The 16,501-nt window shown below is 46.0% G+C and carries 12 protein-coding genes and 2 pseudogenes; 5 read left to right on the forward strand and 9 right to left on the reverse strand.

Annotated features, from left to right (window positions below):
• Positions 1-74: 74 nt before the first annotated feature.
• From RH46_RS07460 to hinT, 5 genes are all read right to left on the reverse strand, one after another.
• Positions 75-929, reverse strand: coding sequence for a phosphotransferase (locus tag RH46_RS07460; RefSeq protein ID WP_006878797.1), 855 nt, complete (start codon positions 927-929; stop codon positions 75-77).
• A 27-nt stretch (positions 930-956) separates the two neighbouring features.
• The gene (gene lpoB / locus RH46_RS07465) at positions 957-1,547 is read right to left on the reverse strand and encodes a penicillin-binding protein activator LpoB (protein ID WP_006878798.1); all 591 of its coding nucleotides are present in this window, start codon (positions 1,545-1,547) and stop codon (positions 957-959) included.
• Between the two features lie 38 nt (positions 1,548-1,585).
• Entirely contained in the window at positions 1,586-1,975 is a 390-nt protein-coding gene (locus tag RH46_RS07470) for a YcfL family putative periplasmic lipoprotein (RefSeq protein WP_006878799.1), read from the reverse strand.
• Positions 1,972-3,366, reverse strand: a complete 1,395-nt coding sequence (locus tag RH46_RS07475; protein ID WP_006878800.1) for a COG3014 family protein — start codon at positions 3,364-3,366, stop codon at positions 1,972-1,974. The genes RH46_RS07470 and RH46_RS07475 overlap by 4 nt, the downstream gene beginning before the upstream one ends.
• Positions 3,367-3,478: 112 nt before the next feature.
• The gene (gene hinT / locus RH46_RS07480; RefSeq protein WP_006878801.1) at positions 3,479-3,829 is read right to left on the reverse strand and encodes a purine nucleoside phosphoramidase; all 351 of its coding nucleotides are present in this window, start codon (positions 3,827-3,829) and stop codon (positions 3,479-3,481) included.
• A 222-nt stretch (positions 3,830-4,051) separates the two neighbouring features.
• Between hinT and RH46_RS07485 the strand changes: the two genes are divergently transcribed.
• Both RH46_RS07485 and RH46_RS07490 read left to right on the forward strand, forming a co-directional pair.
• Positions 4,052-6,043 (forward strand): methyl-accepting chemotaxis protein, encoded by a 1,992-nt coding sequence (locus tag RH46_RS07485; RefSeq protein WP_006878802.1) that lies wholly within the window; start codon positions 4,052-4,054, stop codon positions 6,041-6,043.
• A 144-nt stretch (positions 6,044-6,187) separates the two neighbouring features.
• Positions 6,188-7,360 carry a DUF1887 family protein gene (locus tag RH46_RS07490; RefSeq protein ID WP_006878804.1) on the forward strand — a complete coding sequence of 391 codons (1,173 nt, stop codon included), beginning with the start codon at positions 6,188-6,190 and terminating at the stop codon, positions 7,358-7,360.
• A gap of 59 nt (positions 7,361-7,419) precedes the next feature.
• Here RH46_RS07490 and fadR read toward each other — a convergent pair whose 3' ends face one another.
• Positions 7,420-8,259 (reverse strand): fatty acid metabolism transcriptional regulator FadR, encoded by an 840-nt coding sequence (gene fadR, locus RH46_RS07495; protein ID WP_006878805.1) that lies wholly within the window; start codon positions 8,257-8,259, stop codon positions 7,420-7,422.
• Between the two features lie 676 nt (positions 8,260-8,935).
• Here fadR and nhaB point away from each other — a divergent pair.
• Together nhaB and dsbB are read left to right on the forward strand one after the other, a co-directional pair.
• Positions 8,936-10,525 carry a Na(+)/H(+) antiporter NhaB gene (gene nhaB, locus RH46_RS07500; protein WP_006878806.1) on the forward strand — a complete coding sequence of 530 codons (1,590 nt, stop codon included), beginning with the start codon at positions 8,936-8,938 and terminating at the stop codon, positions 10,523-10,525.
• Between the two features lie 96 nt (positions 10,526-10,621).
• A complete protein-coding gene (gene dsbB / locus RH46_RS07505; protein WP_006878807.1) occupies positions 10,622-11,143 on the forward strand; it encodes a disulfide bond formation protein DsbB in 522 nt (173 codons plus the stop codon).
• A 300-nt stretch (positions 11,144-11,443) separates the two neighbouring features.
• Here the strand turns inward: dsbB and RH46_RS07510 are convergent.
• The 3 genes and pseudogenes from RH46_RS07510 to lrp form a co-directional block, all read right to left on the reverse strand.
• Positions 11,444-13,420, reverse strand: a pseudogene (locus RH46_RS07510) (DNA translocase FtsK); the annotation flags it as partial.
• Between the two features lie 114 nt (positions 13,421-13,534).
• Positions 13,535-14,346, reverse strand: a pseudogene (locus RH46_RS22600) (DNA translocase FtsK 4TM domain-containing protein); the annotation flags it as partial.
• Between the two features lie 203 nt (positions 14,347-14,549).
• The gene (gene lrp, locus RH46_RS07515; RefSeq protein ID WP_004414493.1) at positions 14,550-15,044 is read right to left on the reverse strand and encodes a leucine-responsive transcriptional regulator Lrp; all 495 of its coding nucleotides are present in this window, start codon (positions 15,042-15,044) and stop codon (positions 14,550-14,552) included.
• A 175-nt stretch (positions 15,045-15,219) separates the two neighbouring features.
• On the opposite strand from lrp, the gene ald reads away from it, so the two are divergent.
• Positions 15,220-16,344 (forward strand): alanine dehydrogenase, encoded by a 1,125-nt coding sequence (gene ald, locus RH46_RS07520; protein ID WP_006878810.1) that lies wholly within the window; start codon positions 15,220-15,222, stop codon positions 16,342-16,344.
• Positions 16,345-16,501: the final 157 nt, after the last annotated feature.

The raw sequence follows: 16,501 nt of genomic DNA on the forward strand, positions 1-16,501 counted from the left end.
TAATCTACCACGAAAACTAAGGTTTAAAAGTCGCTCTGTTGAGATTAGCGGGCTCAAAACACCAAACAGTGATCTTAGCTACAAAACGTTTGTTTAAGTTGATTCGCTTGGGTCAAATATTGTTCATCTCCCCAGAGCTGATGGGCTAGCAGATACCATAACATTGCCATCATAGTCGCCCTTGGTTTCCATGCCATGACACCTTCAACCCAATCATCAACCCCTTCTACCCCACGCAACTGACAATAGCGATAAACAGCTTCAAGAGGTTTCTCTTCCATCACGTCGATACTCAGGGTGAGGTCTAAGCGTGGATCAGCGACAGCAGCATACTCCCAATCAATCACTTTATTGCCCTGCTCGGTCTTAACCATGTTGTAACCGGCTAAGTCGAAGTGACACAGTGTATGACCGACATCGGCGAGACTTGGCGCTGAACGCCACTGATTATAGATAGCCAGATAAGGGTCGACCTTGTATTCGTCGTTGAGCAACATCCAGTAGTGATCGACTCGGGCGGTGAAATTAAATGGTGCCACAGGAATACGTTGGATATCGACATCATGGACTTTAACCATGGTCTTCAGCAAAGAGTCGAAGCAAAGTTCGTCGGTTAACGACTGCCCTTCGATCCACTCGACCAGTAAACCCTGATCGTTAATGTGAATTGCCTTAGGGCCTAATAGAGTCTGCTCAATAGCTGAAAGGATCTGATACTCTTGAAAACGGGATATGGAGAAGGCTTGGGTAATGTGGGTGGTCGGTCGCCAGACATATGCGGTGCCATCGGTAGCAACCACTTTCCAGCAACGGTTGGTTAGTCCCCCTGTTAGCGTTTGAGCATAATCAGGGGGAACGGCGAAGAAGTGATCTAACGACAATAACGATCGGTCAAGAGAACATGCTTCATTCCAAGACATACGCGCCATAGCTCACTCCTTCCGCTTAGCCAGTCATTACAGACCTAAAAAGCTTTTTGATTCCTGCTTACGGATTTCAGTTTCGTCCGCCCATTCAATCAAGCCAGTTTCAAGATCCATAAGACGCATTGTCATCTTGTAGTATACGTCTTTGTCACTACCTGCGTTTTTAGCAATGCTCGATAGGTTTCCGTACAGCATGTACTGTGCGCCAACCATTTTACCGAACTGAATCGCAGTGCTCTGGTTTACTAGCTCATCGTTGTTCTGGAAGTTAAGCTGTTCGCGAACAGACTCTACACGATCCATATCAACAAAACGGAACTTACCTGAGTTAAGCATTTTTGTGCTGATGCTATCTGTGATTGATTCAGTATCAATGTGCTCACTGGTTTTGTTTTTGATGCGTTCAACAAACACAATCGGACGTGAGTCGCGTGTGATGGCAGCCACTGAGCCAGACATCATCATGCTATCAACCATTTCACCAGCGATTTTCTGTAGATCGGTTGAACCAAAATCGATAGTCGTAGTTTCAACAGCCTGAGCATCCCCGTAGCTCACTTGGTTTGAACAACCACCTAAAACGACAGCTAAACCAAGTAGTGCAATAACACTTTTCTTCATTGTTGGTTCCTTAAAATCTCTAAAGTTTAGTTATATTGTTAGTTATCAAGTTGACGAATCTGAACACGGAATTGAGTTCCGTTAGGGTTGATTGAAACCTCAGAGATAGAGATTTCTTCAGTGCCCCTAATCACAGCCTGACGCCAAGGCCCCTGTTTAGTATTGACCTCTAAACCTTGATCGTCATACCAGTAAAAGCGGTATTGAACGTATTGATCACCTTTGTATTGGCTAAGTAGGCGCACCACCCCACGAGCTCTGCCATCGATCTGAGTCGTTGAGATATCTTCAATTTTCAGACGACCTGCCAGTACGTTGTCACCAAACAGAACCGTTTGTGAGGCACCATCAATACGAAGCCCCGCTGTGTTATCTGCACAACCTAGCAGCATTAATGCCATTGCTGCTGAAATAAGCCATTTTTTCATCGTATATTCCCTAACTGTTTATGCCAAATGGTGGAGTTATCTCCCTGACGAGAAAGCCAAACCAGTGCGGTTCTGCCTGCCTCGACATTAAAGCTGTAATCGACACCATTAATTGTCATCTGTTGCTGACCCGGATTGACCTCTGCACTTGCGCTGTAGATCTCACCAGGTAAGGTTAGCCAACTACGCGTATCTGGCTGTTCTGTTAGTGTATTCCACACATTAAACAGAATGTTGCCCACGTCATCGCCTTTGGCTGCCTCTTTTCTCAATTGATCCTTAGCCCAAACCCGTAACGCCTGACGAATAACAATCGACGGCATGCGTTCCGATAAGTCACGTTGCGCCATCAAGTTAACGTCAGTCAGCAGACTTTCACTGAGGTGACCATTGTTTATTTTGATTGGCGAGAACGACTCACTTTGAGCCTGCGGGTAATATGGCAATGCGATAGAGTACCACGCGCCGTCTCCCCTACTGTCATATAAAGGCAAAGCTTGTTTCCAGCCTTGCAGTGACTCAACAACGCCGCGCTCGTCGATAACGATGATACGACTCTTACCACTTGCTAAGTAGCTTGCCTTGCCATAGCGCTTTTCAAGTTTGACCAGGTCTTCTCGCATACCAAGACGTTTAGCCACGCGCATAGTTCCGTCTATCACTTGTTGATTATCGGGCATTACCGCTAAGGCACGTCGATAATCAACGTACGCACTGTTTAAGTCATTGTCTGTCTCATAGAGCAGCGCCGATAGATAAAGTAAGTAACCACTTTGCACGGCCTGCAATGTTTTGCCGGCATCAGGATAATTGGATAGCACGCTGCCTAAGTTCGGTGTTAGCCCCTGCTGCTCCATCTGATTTTGTGCCGACTCAAGATCTTTCTCGCGATCTTTGCGCGCCTGCTCCTGAACCTGATTGGCGCGTCTCATCTCAACAAGGGCACCCTCTAAATCATTTTGTTTGAGGTAGTTAAGGCCAAGATAAAGATGCAGAAAGCCAAGCTCATAATCAGCAGGTTGATAGGTCTTCAGATTATCATTGACGGCCAATGCGCTGAGACTCATTGCACTTTCTGATACAGACACCGTCGCTTGATCTTGCTGAACTCGAACCGCTTGATCACTTAAGTCAAAAGCAGCCTTACTTTCCGGATACTGTTGATTGAGCAGATAAACCCGCCCTTGCTCAAAATTATCTAAAATGTCGCCAGCAACGAATTCCGGTAGCGCTTGCTCAGCTTGTTGATAGTCACCGCTTTTAACCAACTGGTGTAACTCGCCATTTTGCGCACTGTAATGACTAAAGAGATTACCGGCAGATAAATTTGCGCAAGCAGAGAGAACTAGCGTGCTCCCCAGAATGAATGCGAGTCGAATGTGTTTTTGCACTTCGTACTCCAAAGTTAATGCAAAAGCATGGTTACATAGACCATGCTTTGATTTGATGTAGTCCTATGACAACGAAAGCGAACTATGGTTCGATCTTGTCATTAACTGCTTTTTAGCTCATCAACATCGGGCCTAGCGGGCGGCCACCAACAAGATGCATGTGGATATGATAAACTTCCTGACCACCGTGTGAGTTACAGTTAACGATCAAACGGTAACCATCCTCTGCGATTCCTTCCTCTTTCGCCAGTTTGCGTGCCACCGTAAACATACGACCCATCACGAGTTCATCTTCGTCACCAATGTCGTTAACCGTTGCAATGAGTTTGTTTGGAATGATCAGAATGTGGCTTGGTGCACGTGGATTAATATCACGGAACGCTGTTACCAAATCATCTTGATAAACTACGTCTGCCGGAATTTCCTTACGAATGATCTTACTGAAAATGGTTTCCTCAGCCATTAAGCACTCCATCTTTATGCTGTTATTGAACGAATTCATTCGAGTATGCGTCAAGCTTCGCAAGATCACAATAAAAAACAGTGTTCACTTCTCGTAAACGGCGTACGGATAAACCGTGGTGTCTAATTTTGTATTGTGCGTCATAAAATGCGCGTCTCGGAATCAATACAATGACTCTCTTTTTGTTACTTTTTTAAGACATTTTTATTTAGGGAGAGGTCCATGAAAGGCTCTGTAATTCGGCGTATGTACGCAGGCTTTGCATTGATCATTATTTTGTTCATCGTTACTACATTAATGATGATGCGGGGAATGCAACAGATCCACACTAACTTCGAAAGTGTATCCAACTCATCTTTACCTTTAGTCTCACAAGCCAACCACACCAGCGTCGCTTTGTTGTCTGCCGACAAACTTTTCAAAGACTTTTTGACAACTCAAAGCTTCGAGCGCATGGATCAACTCGCGCAACAGTTTGCAGAAACGAAACAGGCTTACGGCAAGCAGCTAGAAGCGCTACAACAAGCCAGTGCAGGTCAAGCCGAGCTTGAGCAGTCAATTGTTCAATTACAAGAGATGGAACAGGGCTACTTTACAGAAGCGGAACAAGCAATGGCTAACTACCGTGCTATGTTCGAAGCACAAGCTCAGGTTCAGAAATCAACCCGCCAGTTCCAACGCCTGCACTCAGAGCTAACGCTAGGCATGAAAGAGTATGTTGACGATCAGAGCAGCATCTCAGTCAAGGTTATGGCAAAGAGCTACTTTATTAAGCTGAAAGATGCAGAGTTAACCACTTCAGACGCGCTGGCAAGCAGTGATACTGAACTTGTTACCCAAGCGGTCGCAAAAAACAAGAAGGCCGTCACGCACCTTAACTACGCTTACCGCGGGTTAACTGCACAGATGCCAGAGATTAAAAAAGCATTTGATGAATCAGTACAGCAGTTCACTCGTGACGTTGGTCAAAAAGGCGGTGTACTAGACCAACATAGTACTTATCTGCTGGCTAAAGATGCTCTGTACGCCAACATTACCAATCTGACTCAACAAGTCGATGCCACTATGGCTCTGCTCACTTCCTTTGGCGAAATTGCCCAACAAGGTTTAACAGCATCACTGGAAGAAGCTGGCATGGTATATGAGCAAGGTGTAATGCGCTCTATTGCCATCGGTGCCGTTGTTATCATTATGGCTCTTGGGATTGGCTACCACATTGCTCAGAGTGTTCGCCAACCACTAAATCGTATCCTTGGTACCTTGGAGTCACTTACCGAAGGCGACATGACTCAACGTATCGAAAATCGTTACAACAACGAGTTCAGTCAGGTCAGCGGCCACATCAACTCTCTGGCAGAAAACCTACACGGTATTCTGGTTAAGTTAAATGACGCCTCAAACGATCTGACCCAGACGGCAACGACCAACCAGACGACTTCGTCCCATGCTCAAAACCAGTTGAGTCAGCAGCGTGAGCAGACCGCTAACGTAGCGACAGCAATGACTGAAATGGCTCACTCTGTGCAGGAAGTTGCTCAAAGTGCGCAAAACTCGCAGCAGATGGTTGAGAAAGTTGAGCTTTCGGCGGAGTCAGGCCGTCAAATCATGGGCAGTAACATCACGACCATTAACCAGTTAGAAACACGACTGAACCAATCTGTAGATGCAGTTAAAGATCTACAAACCATGAGTGGCCGAATCGGCAGTATCCTCGATGTGATCCGTAACATCGCAGAGCAGACCAATCTACTGGCTCTAAATGCTGCCATTGAAGCAGCTCGTGCAGGTGAACAGGGTCGTGGTTTTGCAGTAGTGGCCGATGAGGTACGAGTATTGGCTCAGCGAACGACTGAGTCCACATCGGAAATTGAAAACATGATCACTAACCTGCAGGGTAGCTCAAGCTCGGCGAACAAGGTCATTCAAAGCTGTATGGACGACATGGTGCTCTCTGTAGAACAAGCTTCCAGTGCCAATAGTGCAATGGAAGAGATTCAAGGTTTGATTATGGAAATTAGCCAGATGAGTGGCCATATTGCTCAGGCGGCTAACGAGCAAAGTGAAACGACGCACGATATTGCTCGAAACATTGAGGAGATCAATTCAATTGCTGATTCAAGCTATCAGGCAATGGCTCAGATCGCTCAAACCAGCCAGGATCTCTCCTCTCTGGCTAACCAACAAGGGGAATTGGTGCACCGATTTAAGCTCTGATAAGTCAGCTAACTGTAATAGTTTGAGTTTGGGCGACTATTTTCTATGGTCGCCCTTGTTTTTTCTAGCCCATGTCATTATATGGTTAGTAAGGCTTGCCCACTTTTCATTTACTCTTTTGCAAGCCAAACATGAGGAATATTTATGGCAGTTCATGTTGGCATCATTGACCAAGACCCAATTCGTCTGGTGACTCCACTTCTTGACCATCGTACCATCAGCGACCACATTGTTTTTATTGGCGTCAAAGCCCAACAGGATATGTACGAACGTCTGCATAGCGTGCTGAAAAAACGTAACATCACCTCTGAGTTTTTTGAAATTCCGAATGTAGCCAACACGTCGAAAATCAAGCAGTCGATTGCCACTCTGGCAGAGAATTTAAAAGCGCGCGATGAACAGGTGAAACTCAATGCAAGTTGTGGTCTGCGTCACCGCCTGCTGTCTGTTTACGAAATCTTCCGTACTTACCACTGGCCAATCTTTGTTGTTGAACCTAACAGTGACCGTTTGTGCTGGCTCTATCCTGATGGAATGGATGATAGCCAGGTGCAGGATCGCATAACCATCGATGACTATCTGACAATTTTTGGCGCTCGCGGTGAGTTCAACGACCATCAATTACCTGAGCAGCTCGATCAGAAGCTCTATCAGCTTGGCGAGAGATGGGCGAGCAACGCTTTAGAGCTTGGGCCTGGCTTAGCGACCCTCAATTATCTTGCTACGACCTGTCGCAAAGAACAGCGTCTGGACGTAGAACTCTCAGAAAAGCAGCAAGGGTATCGTGAACTCAACATGCTGTTATCGGATCTGGTTGAGGCTGAAATTGCTAGTTACGAAAATGGCATATTAACTTTTGCTAACGAAGACGCTCGTCGTTTCTCAAACGGCGAATGGCTGGAAACCCTGGTACATAGTACAGTGCGACAAATTCAGCAGGATATGCCAACGATTCAGGATCACTCGCTTAACGTACAGGTTTACCGCCAATTAGGTGACAGAGAGGTACGCAATGAGCTTGATGTTGCTTCAGTCGTCAATAACAAGCTTCATATCATCGAATGTAAGACAAAAGGGATGCGCGACGATGGTGATGACACCCTCTACAAACTCGAATCGCTTCGTGACCTTTTAGGCGGCCTACAAGCACGCGCTATGCTAGTGAGCTTTCGTCCACTAAGGCACAATGACATCACACGTGCCGAAGACCTTGGGCTCGCTTTGATTGGACCTGACGAGCTGAAAGACCTCAAGAGTCACCTCACTGGTTGGTTTAACGAAGCCGGCGGTCAGGACGACCAATGTGCTGACTGTTAATCGTACAAAAAGAAAAACCGCCATTCGGCGGTTTTTTTATATTCAGACAAACGGCTAAATTAGCTGTCGTCTTCAGTAAAGTTAGTTGGAAGCGTGGTTTTCATCTGATTCCAGATTTGAGCACTTTCCATACCGTAATGGCGAACAACCACTAAGATCTGTTCACGGTTGCCTGTTTCGCACACTTCCAACAGGTCACGGTAGAACTGCAGTGCTAACTGACGCGCTTCCGCATTTGAGAAGTAGTAGCTACCCACGCGGTCGTAAAGCTTCTTCAAGCCGTTAAAAATCAGACCGTAGATCTGGTTGCCTGAATGGAACGCAAGGCGTTGGAACAGCATGTAGTCGTAAAAGTTAAATGTCTTAGCAATCAATGTTGCCTGACGCTTAGCCTCGTCTTTCTCACCATCATCTTTGATGTGCTGACGAATTTTGTCTGCGTAAGGAGAAGACTCCATAAACACATCCCAGGATTCAGCTGCAAGCAGTGCTTCACAAGAATTGATAACACTACTAATGGTTTTTTCAGCGCTCTCTTTATTCGCTTTAAATGCGTAGCGCATAAAGATAGGACTGATATTTGTACGTGCTGCAAGCAAATCTTCAACGATAGAAGTGGCATTATCCGCATCTAACGTCATTAACGTATCGAGAATGTGTAAGCCAGATGTTTCCATAAACTGGTTTACGCGTGTCGGTTTACCGTGCTGGATTGTCAGCCAGCCATCTCGAGCCAAACGCTGCAGTACTTCACGTAACGTAGTACGTGTTACACCAATTAATTCAGAGAGCTCACGTTCGGCTGGTAAAATAGAACCTGGAGGGAAACGCCCTTTCCAAATACTCTCAATAATGTATTTTTCTGCGAATCCTGCTGGGCTCTTTGCCTTTATGACCATTTATAACTTATCCAATCTTGTTTTCTTATGGGTCTAATGTAACTCATCATACCACTAGTTCTCACATATCGGAAACCATCACTCAGTAAACGTGCGGCAAAACCACAATAGAGTTAGAACTCTAATTATATGCAGCTTTTACTGATGCCTCTTGGCTGGCGAAACAGCAGTATTTTTCAATTTAACATAGTTGAAACATCACATAGCCCTTACTCTGCCGAGTTTCAGCCGCAAAAGATAAGTTTGAATAATTGCAAACTTTACAGATAATTTTCATTCATTATTATTACATATTCTTTCTTATTCTAAGCTTTCGAACTCTTGCTTTCACTAACCTGAGTTTTTCACAACTCTTACGCGTTATTTACGCCACTTTGATCGCGTTTTTAAACAAAAGTCCGTTAATAGAATAGTTAGCGTTATTTTTCTCATTGACTAAATTCCATCGAAGAGTACAGTGGCGACCAAAGTAAAGGAGTGCTTGTCTTTCTCAGGGAGTGACTTGGCAAGACCACATGATCGTGATCTCGATGTTGTTTTTCTAAGTCACTGTTGAATCGGGTTTGTTTCTGCCTACTGCTAGATTTCTACTGGACAGAAAAAACGCTATCTACCGGTTAATGGATACAAGCACGCGCAGTGTCTATTCATAACAACATTTAAGAGTATTTAAATCATGCCGATGTCACTCGGAAATGCATTTATTAAGAACTTTCTTGGTAAAGCCCCAGATTGGTACAAAGTTGCCATTATCTCATTCTTAGTTATCAACCCTCTCGTTTTTTTCTTTGTTGACCCATTTGTCGCTGGTTGGCTTTTAGTTGCAGAGTTTATCTTCACACTCGCGATGGCGCTAAAGTGTTACCCACTGCAACCAGGTGGCCTACTCGCTATTGAAGCCATCGCTATCGGAATGACCAGTCCAGAACAGGTTAAACACGAACTTGTAGCCAACATCGAAGTTCTGCTACTACTAGTCTTCATGGTCGCTGGTATCTACTTCATGAAACAGCTACTGCTGTTTATTTTTACTAAGATACTACTTGGCATCCGCTCTAAGAGCATGCTATCACTAGCATTCTGTTTTGCTGCAGCTTTCCTTTCAGCATTCCTTGACGCTCTGACGGTAATCGCCGTTGTTATCAGCGTTGCGGTTGGTTTCTACGCTATCTACCACAAAGTTGCGTCAGGTCAGGGACCACACGCTTCTCACGACCATACTCAAGATGACCACTTATCAGAACTGACGCGTGACGACTTAGAGAACTACCGTGCGTTCCTTCGTTCACTACTCATGCATGCTGGTGTTGGTACTGCTCTTGGTGGTGTAATGACCATGGTGGGTGAACCGCAAAACCTGATTATTGCAGACCAGGCTGGTTGGCAGTTCGGCGAATTTATCATTCGTATGTTGCCTGTAACCGCGCCGGTATTTGTGTGTGGTTTAATCACTTGTGTTCTGGTAGAGAAACTAAAAGTGTTCGGCTACGGTGCCCGTCTACCTGAGAACGTACGTCAAATCCTGGTCGACTTCGACCGCGAAGAGCGTAAAACTCGTACTAACCAAGACGTTGCTAAGCTATGGGTACAGGGCTTTATCGCAGTATGGCTGATTGTTGGTCTGGCACTTCACCTTGCCGCTGTCGGTCTGATTGGTCTGTCAGTGATCATCCTCGCGACTGCATTTACTGGTGTTATCGAAGAGCACTCGATGGGTAAAGCCTTCGAAGAAGCGCTGCCATTTACCGCCCTACTCGCCGTCTTCTTTGCTGTCGTTGCTGTAATCATCGATCAGGAGCTATTTAAGCCAGTGATTGACGCTGTACTGCACGTTGAAGATAAAGGCACTCAGCTTGCTCTGTTCTATGTAGCAAACGGCATACTGTCTATGGTATCTGATAACGTGTTCGTTGGTACCGTATACATTAACGAGGTGAAAACAGCGCTAGTGGAAGGTGTTATCACTCGCGACCAGTTCGACCTACTAGCCGTTGCTATCAACACAGGTACAAACCTGCCTTCAGTTGCGACACCTAACGGTCAGGCTGCATTCCTGTTCTTGTTAACCTCAGCACTGGCACCATTAATCCGTCTTTCTTACGGCCGTATGGTTGTAATGGCACTGCCATACACCATCGTCCTAGCACTAGTTGGTTTGGCTGGTATCGTGTTCTTTGTCGAGCCTATGACAGCATGGTTCTATGATGCAGGCTGGATTTCAGCCCATGTCGGCGACATTACGCCTGCAGTGTCTGGTGGACACTAATCACTAATTAATAAAAGTTTTAGTTGATACCGAAACTTTTCCACGATAAAAAGCTCTGATAACTCAGAGCTTTTTTTATTACTACAGGATATCTGTGTGAACATTCTTTCTAGTATCAAATCATTTTCACAAGGACGACTGTCTTGGTTGTTACTGCTACTGTTCGTAATCTTCTTTGAAGCATGCGCCCTCTTCTTCCAGCATGTAATGATGCTTTCACCTTGTGTGATGTGTATTTATGAACGTGTTGCTATGCTGGGTATTGGTGGCGCTGCGCTTATTGGCCTGATCGCTCCAAACAATCCAATTATTCGCTGGCTCGGTTTAGCGGCTTGGGGCGCGAGCTCATACAAAGGTCTGGCTCTGGCATTACAGCACGTTGATTACCAGTTCAATCCATCACCGTTCGCAACCTGCGACCTGTTTGTGACCTTCCCTGACTGGGCTCCGCTTAACAAGTGGGTTCCTTGGATGTTTGAAGCTTACGGTGATTGCAGCAAGGTAGTCTGGCAATTCCTGACTCTATCAATGCCTCAGTGGCTAGTGGTGATTTTTGCGGCAAACTTAGTGGCGTTGGCTGTTATAGTAGTTGCGCAATTGGCGAAGAATAAGCGATAGAGATCGAGAGTCGAGAGTCGAGAGTCGAGAGTCGAGAGTCGAGAGTCGAGAGTCGAGAGTCGAGAGTCGAGAGTCGAGAGTCGAGAGTCGAGAGTCGAGAGTCGAGAGTCGAGAAAAGTTTGAAGGGTTGGCACATGGTGTCAACCCTTTCTTTTTATATCTGGAGGATGAAATTAAAAAGGAACTGACCTGCCAGTATCTTGCGACTCACTTACCACAGGTATGTCTCGCAGGGCTGAGTCCGATCTCGATTCTCGGAGCGAAGCGTTCTCGCCCTCTCTAAACAGCGGGCTACGCCCGCTAGTTCATTTCTCGGCCTGGAGCTGGTGCTAACACTTCACGGTTACCGTTGTGCCCTGGTGCACTTACAATGCCCTGAGCTTCAAGCTGTTCGACAATTCGTGCCGCACGGTTGTAACCAATCTTAAAGCGACGCTGAACACCTGAGACAGAGCCTCTGCGCGACTGGACCACATGTTCGACAACTTGATCGAATAGTGGGTCCATATCTTCGTCACCCTCTGGTTTCTCGCCCGGTAATAGGCCTTCCGGACCTTGGTCACCGTTAGTGATCTCTTCGATATAGTTCGGCTTGCCACGCGCCTTCCAGTTATTAACCACCGCATGTACGTCGTCATCGGAAGCAAAAGCGCCGTGGACTCGCACTGTATGACTAGAGCCCGGTGGTAAGTACAGCATGTCACCCATACCAAGTAGTGATTCTGCGCCACCCTGATCGAGGATGGTACGCGAGTCAGTCTTAGTCGAAACCGTAAATGCGACACGCGTTGGGATGTTTGCCTTAATCAGACCGGTAATGACATCGACCGAAGGACGCTGGGTCGCCAGAATCAGGTGAATACCCGCTGCACGTGCTTTTTGAGCCAGACGGGCAATCAGTTCTTCTACTTTCTTGCCCACTACCATCATCAGGTCAGCAAATTCATCGACGATAACGACAATGTAAGGCAGCTTCTCAAGCAGAGGTGCTTGCTCGTCCATGCTATCGCCTGGCTGCCATAGTGGATCATGGATTGGATGGCCCGCTTCCGCTGCCATCTTAAGCTTATCATTGAAACCTTTAATGTTACGTACGCCAAGTGCTGACATCAGCTTGTAGCGACGCTCCATCTCACCCACACACCAACGTAATGCGTTAGAAGCATCTTTCATATCGGTCACAACTTCAGACAGAAGATGTGGAATCCCCTCATAGACAGACAGTTCAAGCATTTTCGGGTCAATCATGATGAAGCGAACATCTTCAGGAGTTGCTTTGTAAAGCATACTCAGAATCATCACGTTAACACCGACTGACTTACCAGAACCGGTAGTACCTGCGACCAACACGTGAGGCATCTTAGACAGGTCAGCAACCACAGCTTCACCAGCAATATCCTGTCCAAGCACGACTGTAGTCGGAGATTTTGCTTCAATAAATTGTTGACTGCCGACTACATCGGAGAAGAACACCGTCTGACGACTCATGTTTGGCAGTTCAAGACCAACATATGGCTTACCAGGGATAACCTCTACGACACGGACCGCCATCGCCGATAGTGAACGGGCTAAGTCCATAGACAGACCAGAGATACGGCTAACCTTAACGCCAGGCGCCAGATCCAGTTCAAATCGAGTGATTACCGGACCAGGGAAAATATCAACCACCGTTGCCTGAATTTTGTAGTCAGCCAGTTTGGCTTCCACTAAGCGGGCAATATTCTCTAATGCTTCACGGTCGATAAAGTTTTCGCGTTTTTCTGGATGGTATAGCAGTTCGAGAGTTGGCATTGGCTCAGCAGGCTTAGGTAAGTTTGTCTCCTGCTGAACCAGGAATGGGTTCTGCTGGGCGACGACTTTCGCTTTCGCTTCTTCTACCATGTTGTGCAGAGCCGCCGCATCTTGATCTTCAATCTGGTTTGACTGGTCAATCTCCTCCACTTCAACCTGTGGCTCTTCAACCACATCAAACGAAGAGATAGTCGGCTCTTGATACTCCTCATCAGGCGTAATTTCAGCCGAGATTTGTTCCAGTTCAGTGTGCGTGATCGACGGTTGAACAACCTCTTCCTCAGCAATGTCGTTGTGCCAAGGCAGATCGGCCGGTTGTTCACTTGGCATCACTGATGGCTCAACAACTGGCTCTGGCTGAGTCATCGCTACTTGAGGCGGGACTTGCTGGCTCATATGCAGTTCTTCGCTTGGCGCAAAGTCATCCGCACTTCGGGCTGCATTTTCTAGCTCTTCAATTGTCGCGCCAAGCTGCTTGGTTCGTTCAACTGGTGCAGGCTGTTCGAATGTCTGAGCTTGGTACTGCTCGGTCATTACAGGAGCAATAGCCTGAGGCTCTTCAACCACTTCTGGTTGTGAGTGGTAAACAGGCTCAACCACTGATGGTTCTGGTTCCACTGTTGCTGCTGTTGCCGTCTCCGGCATATGAATGTTGAAACGTCGTTCACTCGGAACAACAACAGGCTCTTGTTCCTGTCTCTTTTCGATAACTGGTTCTGGGTCTTGTTCGTATTGGTTGAGCTCTGCTTCCAATACTTCATCCTGACGACCACGAACTTTGTTAACCAGATGAGTCATTAGTTGAATTGCTTTTTCACCCAGCCAATCAACAATGGATAACCAGGAGATGCCGGTTAATAAGGTAAAGCCCGCCCCCCACAAAAATAGGAATACCAGCGTAGTGCCTAGAATGTTGAGAGTCGGAAGAGCAAGGCTTGTCAGCACATCACCAATAACGCCGCCGGACGAGAAGTACCAGATGTCATCAAAGTTAATATCAGCAAGGCCACAACTGGTTAAGATGATGACCGTTAAACCAAGCAGACGAGTGCCCCATAACATCAAGTCAATGGATTCATCCTCGTCACGATTTCTTAACATTACCCAGGCAGTGGCAGTCACAACAAAAGGGATCACATAGGCTAAAGAACCAAAAACAAAAATAGTGTATCCGCAAGCCAGGCACCAACCAGACCACCTGCGTTATTGATTTCGCCTCCCCAGGCAGTCTGTGACCACGAAGGATCCGCTGCACTGAAGGTAAACAGAGCCACTGATAAAAATATCGAGCTTAGAACAATGACGATCAAGCTACATTCCTGAAGACGCTGTGGACCGCTGAGGCGAGACGGTTGAGTTTCCTCACCCGTTTTAATGATCGTTTGTACTTTATTTTTGGTTTCTTTAAACATAACCAACTTTATCTATGCATGACACCAAAGAGCTGAGAGGACTTTTTGACCACTTTAATAAGCTCTGATTGGTAAGAAAAAAATAGTCCGAGCGGCAAGGCCACTCGGACTATCGATTTAACCATATCAGGGGCAAAAACCCAATTGCTTAAAGTCAGAATATGGAAAGCTATTAGGACTTTAGGCAAAAGCTCAAATTTAAGCTAGCGAGTTTTGATAACCAACTGGTTAGTTTGTTTCACTTCTTCCATTACCACGTAGGTACGTGTGTCGTTAACACCCGGTAGACGAAGGAGCGTATCACCTAGCAGCTTACGGTAAGCGCTCATGTCTGATACACGTGTTTTTAACAAGTAGTCAAAATCACCAGATACTAGGTGACACTCTTGAATGTCATCTAATTTCTGTACTGCTGTATTGAACTGCTCGAACACATCCGGTGCACCACGGTTTAACGTAATCTCAACAAACACGAGTAATGAAGCATCAAGATATTGCGGGTTAAGCAACGCTGTATAACCCGTAATGTAACCTTGACGTTCTAAACGACGTACACGTTCCAAACACGGTGTTGGTGATAAACCGACACGTTTTGATAACTCAACGTTCGAAATTCGACCATCTTTCTGCAACTCATTAAGAATGTTGCGGTCGATGCGATCTAGATCCTTGGACGGCTTTTTATTGTTGTCTGCCATTTTTTATTCCACCTTATTACTTCCTTGCAAAAAAATATACTACAACTTTTTAATATTCAGTATCAAATTTTATCCAATCATATCTATACTAGATATTAATTCGACAGAATTACCCTACACACAGTTAATACAACTATCATAGTTTATACAACCAAAATAAAATGAGGAATTCAGGATGATTATTGGCGTACCTAAGGAAATCAAAAACCACGAATACCGTGTTGGTATGATCCCAGCGAGCGTTCGCGAGCTAGTGTCTCAAGGTCACCAAGTTTTTGTTGAAACTAATGCCGGTTCAGGCATCGGTTTTTCAGACGATGATTACATCGCTGTAGGCGCATCCATACTTCCTACCGCTGCTGACGTTTTCGCGCAAGCAGAAATGATTGTAAAGGTTAAAGAACCTCAAGCTGTCGAGCGAGCTATGCTTCGAGAAGGGCAAATTTTATTTACTTATTTGCACCTAGCACCAGATTTTCCACAAACTGAAGAGCTAATCAAGAGCAAAGCTGTCTGTATAGCATATGAGACTGTAACAGATAATATGGGTCGCTTGCCACTACTTGCGCCAATGTCTGAGGTAGCAGGTCGCATGTCTATTCAAGCAGGTGCACAAACTTTAGAGAAATCTCACGGTGGTCGTGGTCTACTACTAGGTGGTGTACCAGGTGTTGAGCCAGCTAAAGTTGTTGTTGTTGGCGGCGGTGTTGTAGGTGCAAACGCTGCACGTATGGCTGTTGGCCTACGCGCTGACGTAACTATCCTGGACCGTAACGTTGATACCCTACGCCGTCTTGACGAAGAATTCCAGGGTCGCGCAAAAGTGGTTTACTCTACAGAAGATGCTATTGAGAAGCATGTTCTAGAAGCTGACCTAGTTGTTGGTGCGGTTCTAATCCCAGGTGCAGCTGCTCCTAAACTAGTGACTAAAGAGCACATCGCTAAGATGAAGCCAGGCGCAGCAGTTGTTGACGTTGCAATCGACCAAGGCGGTTGTTTCGAAACTTCACACGCAACGACTCACGCAGATCCTACTTACATCGTTGACGACGTAGTTCACTACTGTGTTGCTAACATGCCAGGTGCTGTTGCTCGCACTTCTACATTCGCTCTAAACAATGCAACACTTCCTTACATTGTTAAGCTAGCGAACAAAGGTTACCGTGAAGCTCTACTAGAAGATAACGGCTTCCTAGAAGGTCTGAACGTTATCCACGGTAAAGTAACGTGTAAAGAAGTTGCTGAAAGCTTCGACCTAGAGTACGTAGAACCAGCACAAGCGATTGCAATGTTCAACTAATGTTGAATGATTGAATTGATAAAAGCGCTCACTTCGGTGGGCGTTTTTTTTTGGAGAAGCGAGAAGCGAGAAGCGAGAAGCGAGAAGCGAGAAGCGAGAAGCGAGAAGCGAGAAGCGAGAAGCGAGAAGCGAGAAGCGAGAAGCGAGAAGCGAGAAG

The sequence above is a fragment of the Vibrio brasiliensis LMG 20546 genome (assembly GCF_000189255.1).
GTDB classification, from domain to species: domain Bacteria; phylum Pseudomonadota; class Gammaproteobacteria; order Enterobacterales; family Vibrionaceae; genus Vibrio; species Vibrio brasiliensis.

Bases quoted from the DNA above. Each gene is read 5' to 3' on its own strand.
- RH46_RS07460 (WP_006878797.1), bottom strand. From the start codon at position 929: ATGGCGCGTATGTCTTGGAATGAAGCATGTTCTCTTGACCGATCGTTA.
- lpoB (WP_006878798.1), bottom strand. From the start codon at position 1,547: ATGAAGAAAAGTGTTATTGCACTACTTGGTTTAGCTGTCGTTTTAGGT.
- RH46_RS07470 (WP_006878799.1), bottom strand. From the start codon at position 1,975: ATGAAAAAATGGCTTATTTCAGCAGCAATGGCATTAATGCTGCTAGGT.
- hinT (WP_006878801.1), bottom strand. From the start codon at position 3,829: ATGGCTGAGGAAACCATTTTCAGTAAGATCATTCGTAAGGAAATTCCG.
- RH46_RS07485 (WP_006878802.1), top strand. From the start codon at position 4,052: ATGAAAGGCTCTGTAATTCGGCGTATGTACGCAGGCTTTGCATTGATC.
- RH46_RS07490 (WP_006878804.1), top strand. From the start codon at position 6,188: ATGGCAGTTCATGTTGGCATCATTGACCAAGACCCAATTCGTCTGGTG.
- fadR (WP_006878805.1), bottom strand. From the start codon at position 8,259: ATGGTCATAAAGGCAAAGAGCCCAGCAGGATTCGCAGAAAAATACATT.
- nhaB (WP_006878806.1), top strand. From the start codon at position 8,936: ATGCCGATGTCACTCGGAAATGCATTTATTAAGAACTTTCTTGGTAAA.
- lrp (WP_004414493.1), bottom strand. From the start codon at position 15,044: ATGGCAGACAACAATAAAAAGCCGTCCAAGGATCTAGATCGCATCGAC.
- ald (WP_006878810.1), top strand. From the start codon at position 15,220: ATGATTATTGGCGTACCTAAGGAAATCAAAAACCACGAATACCGTGTT.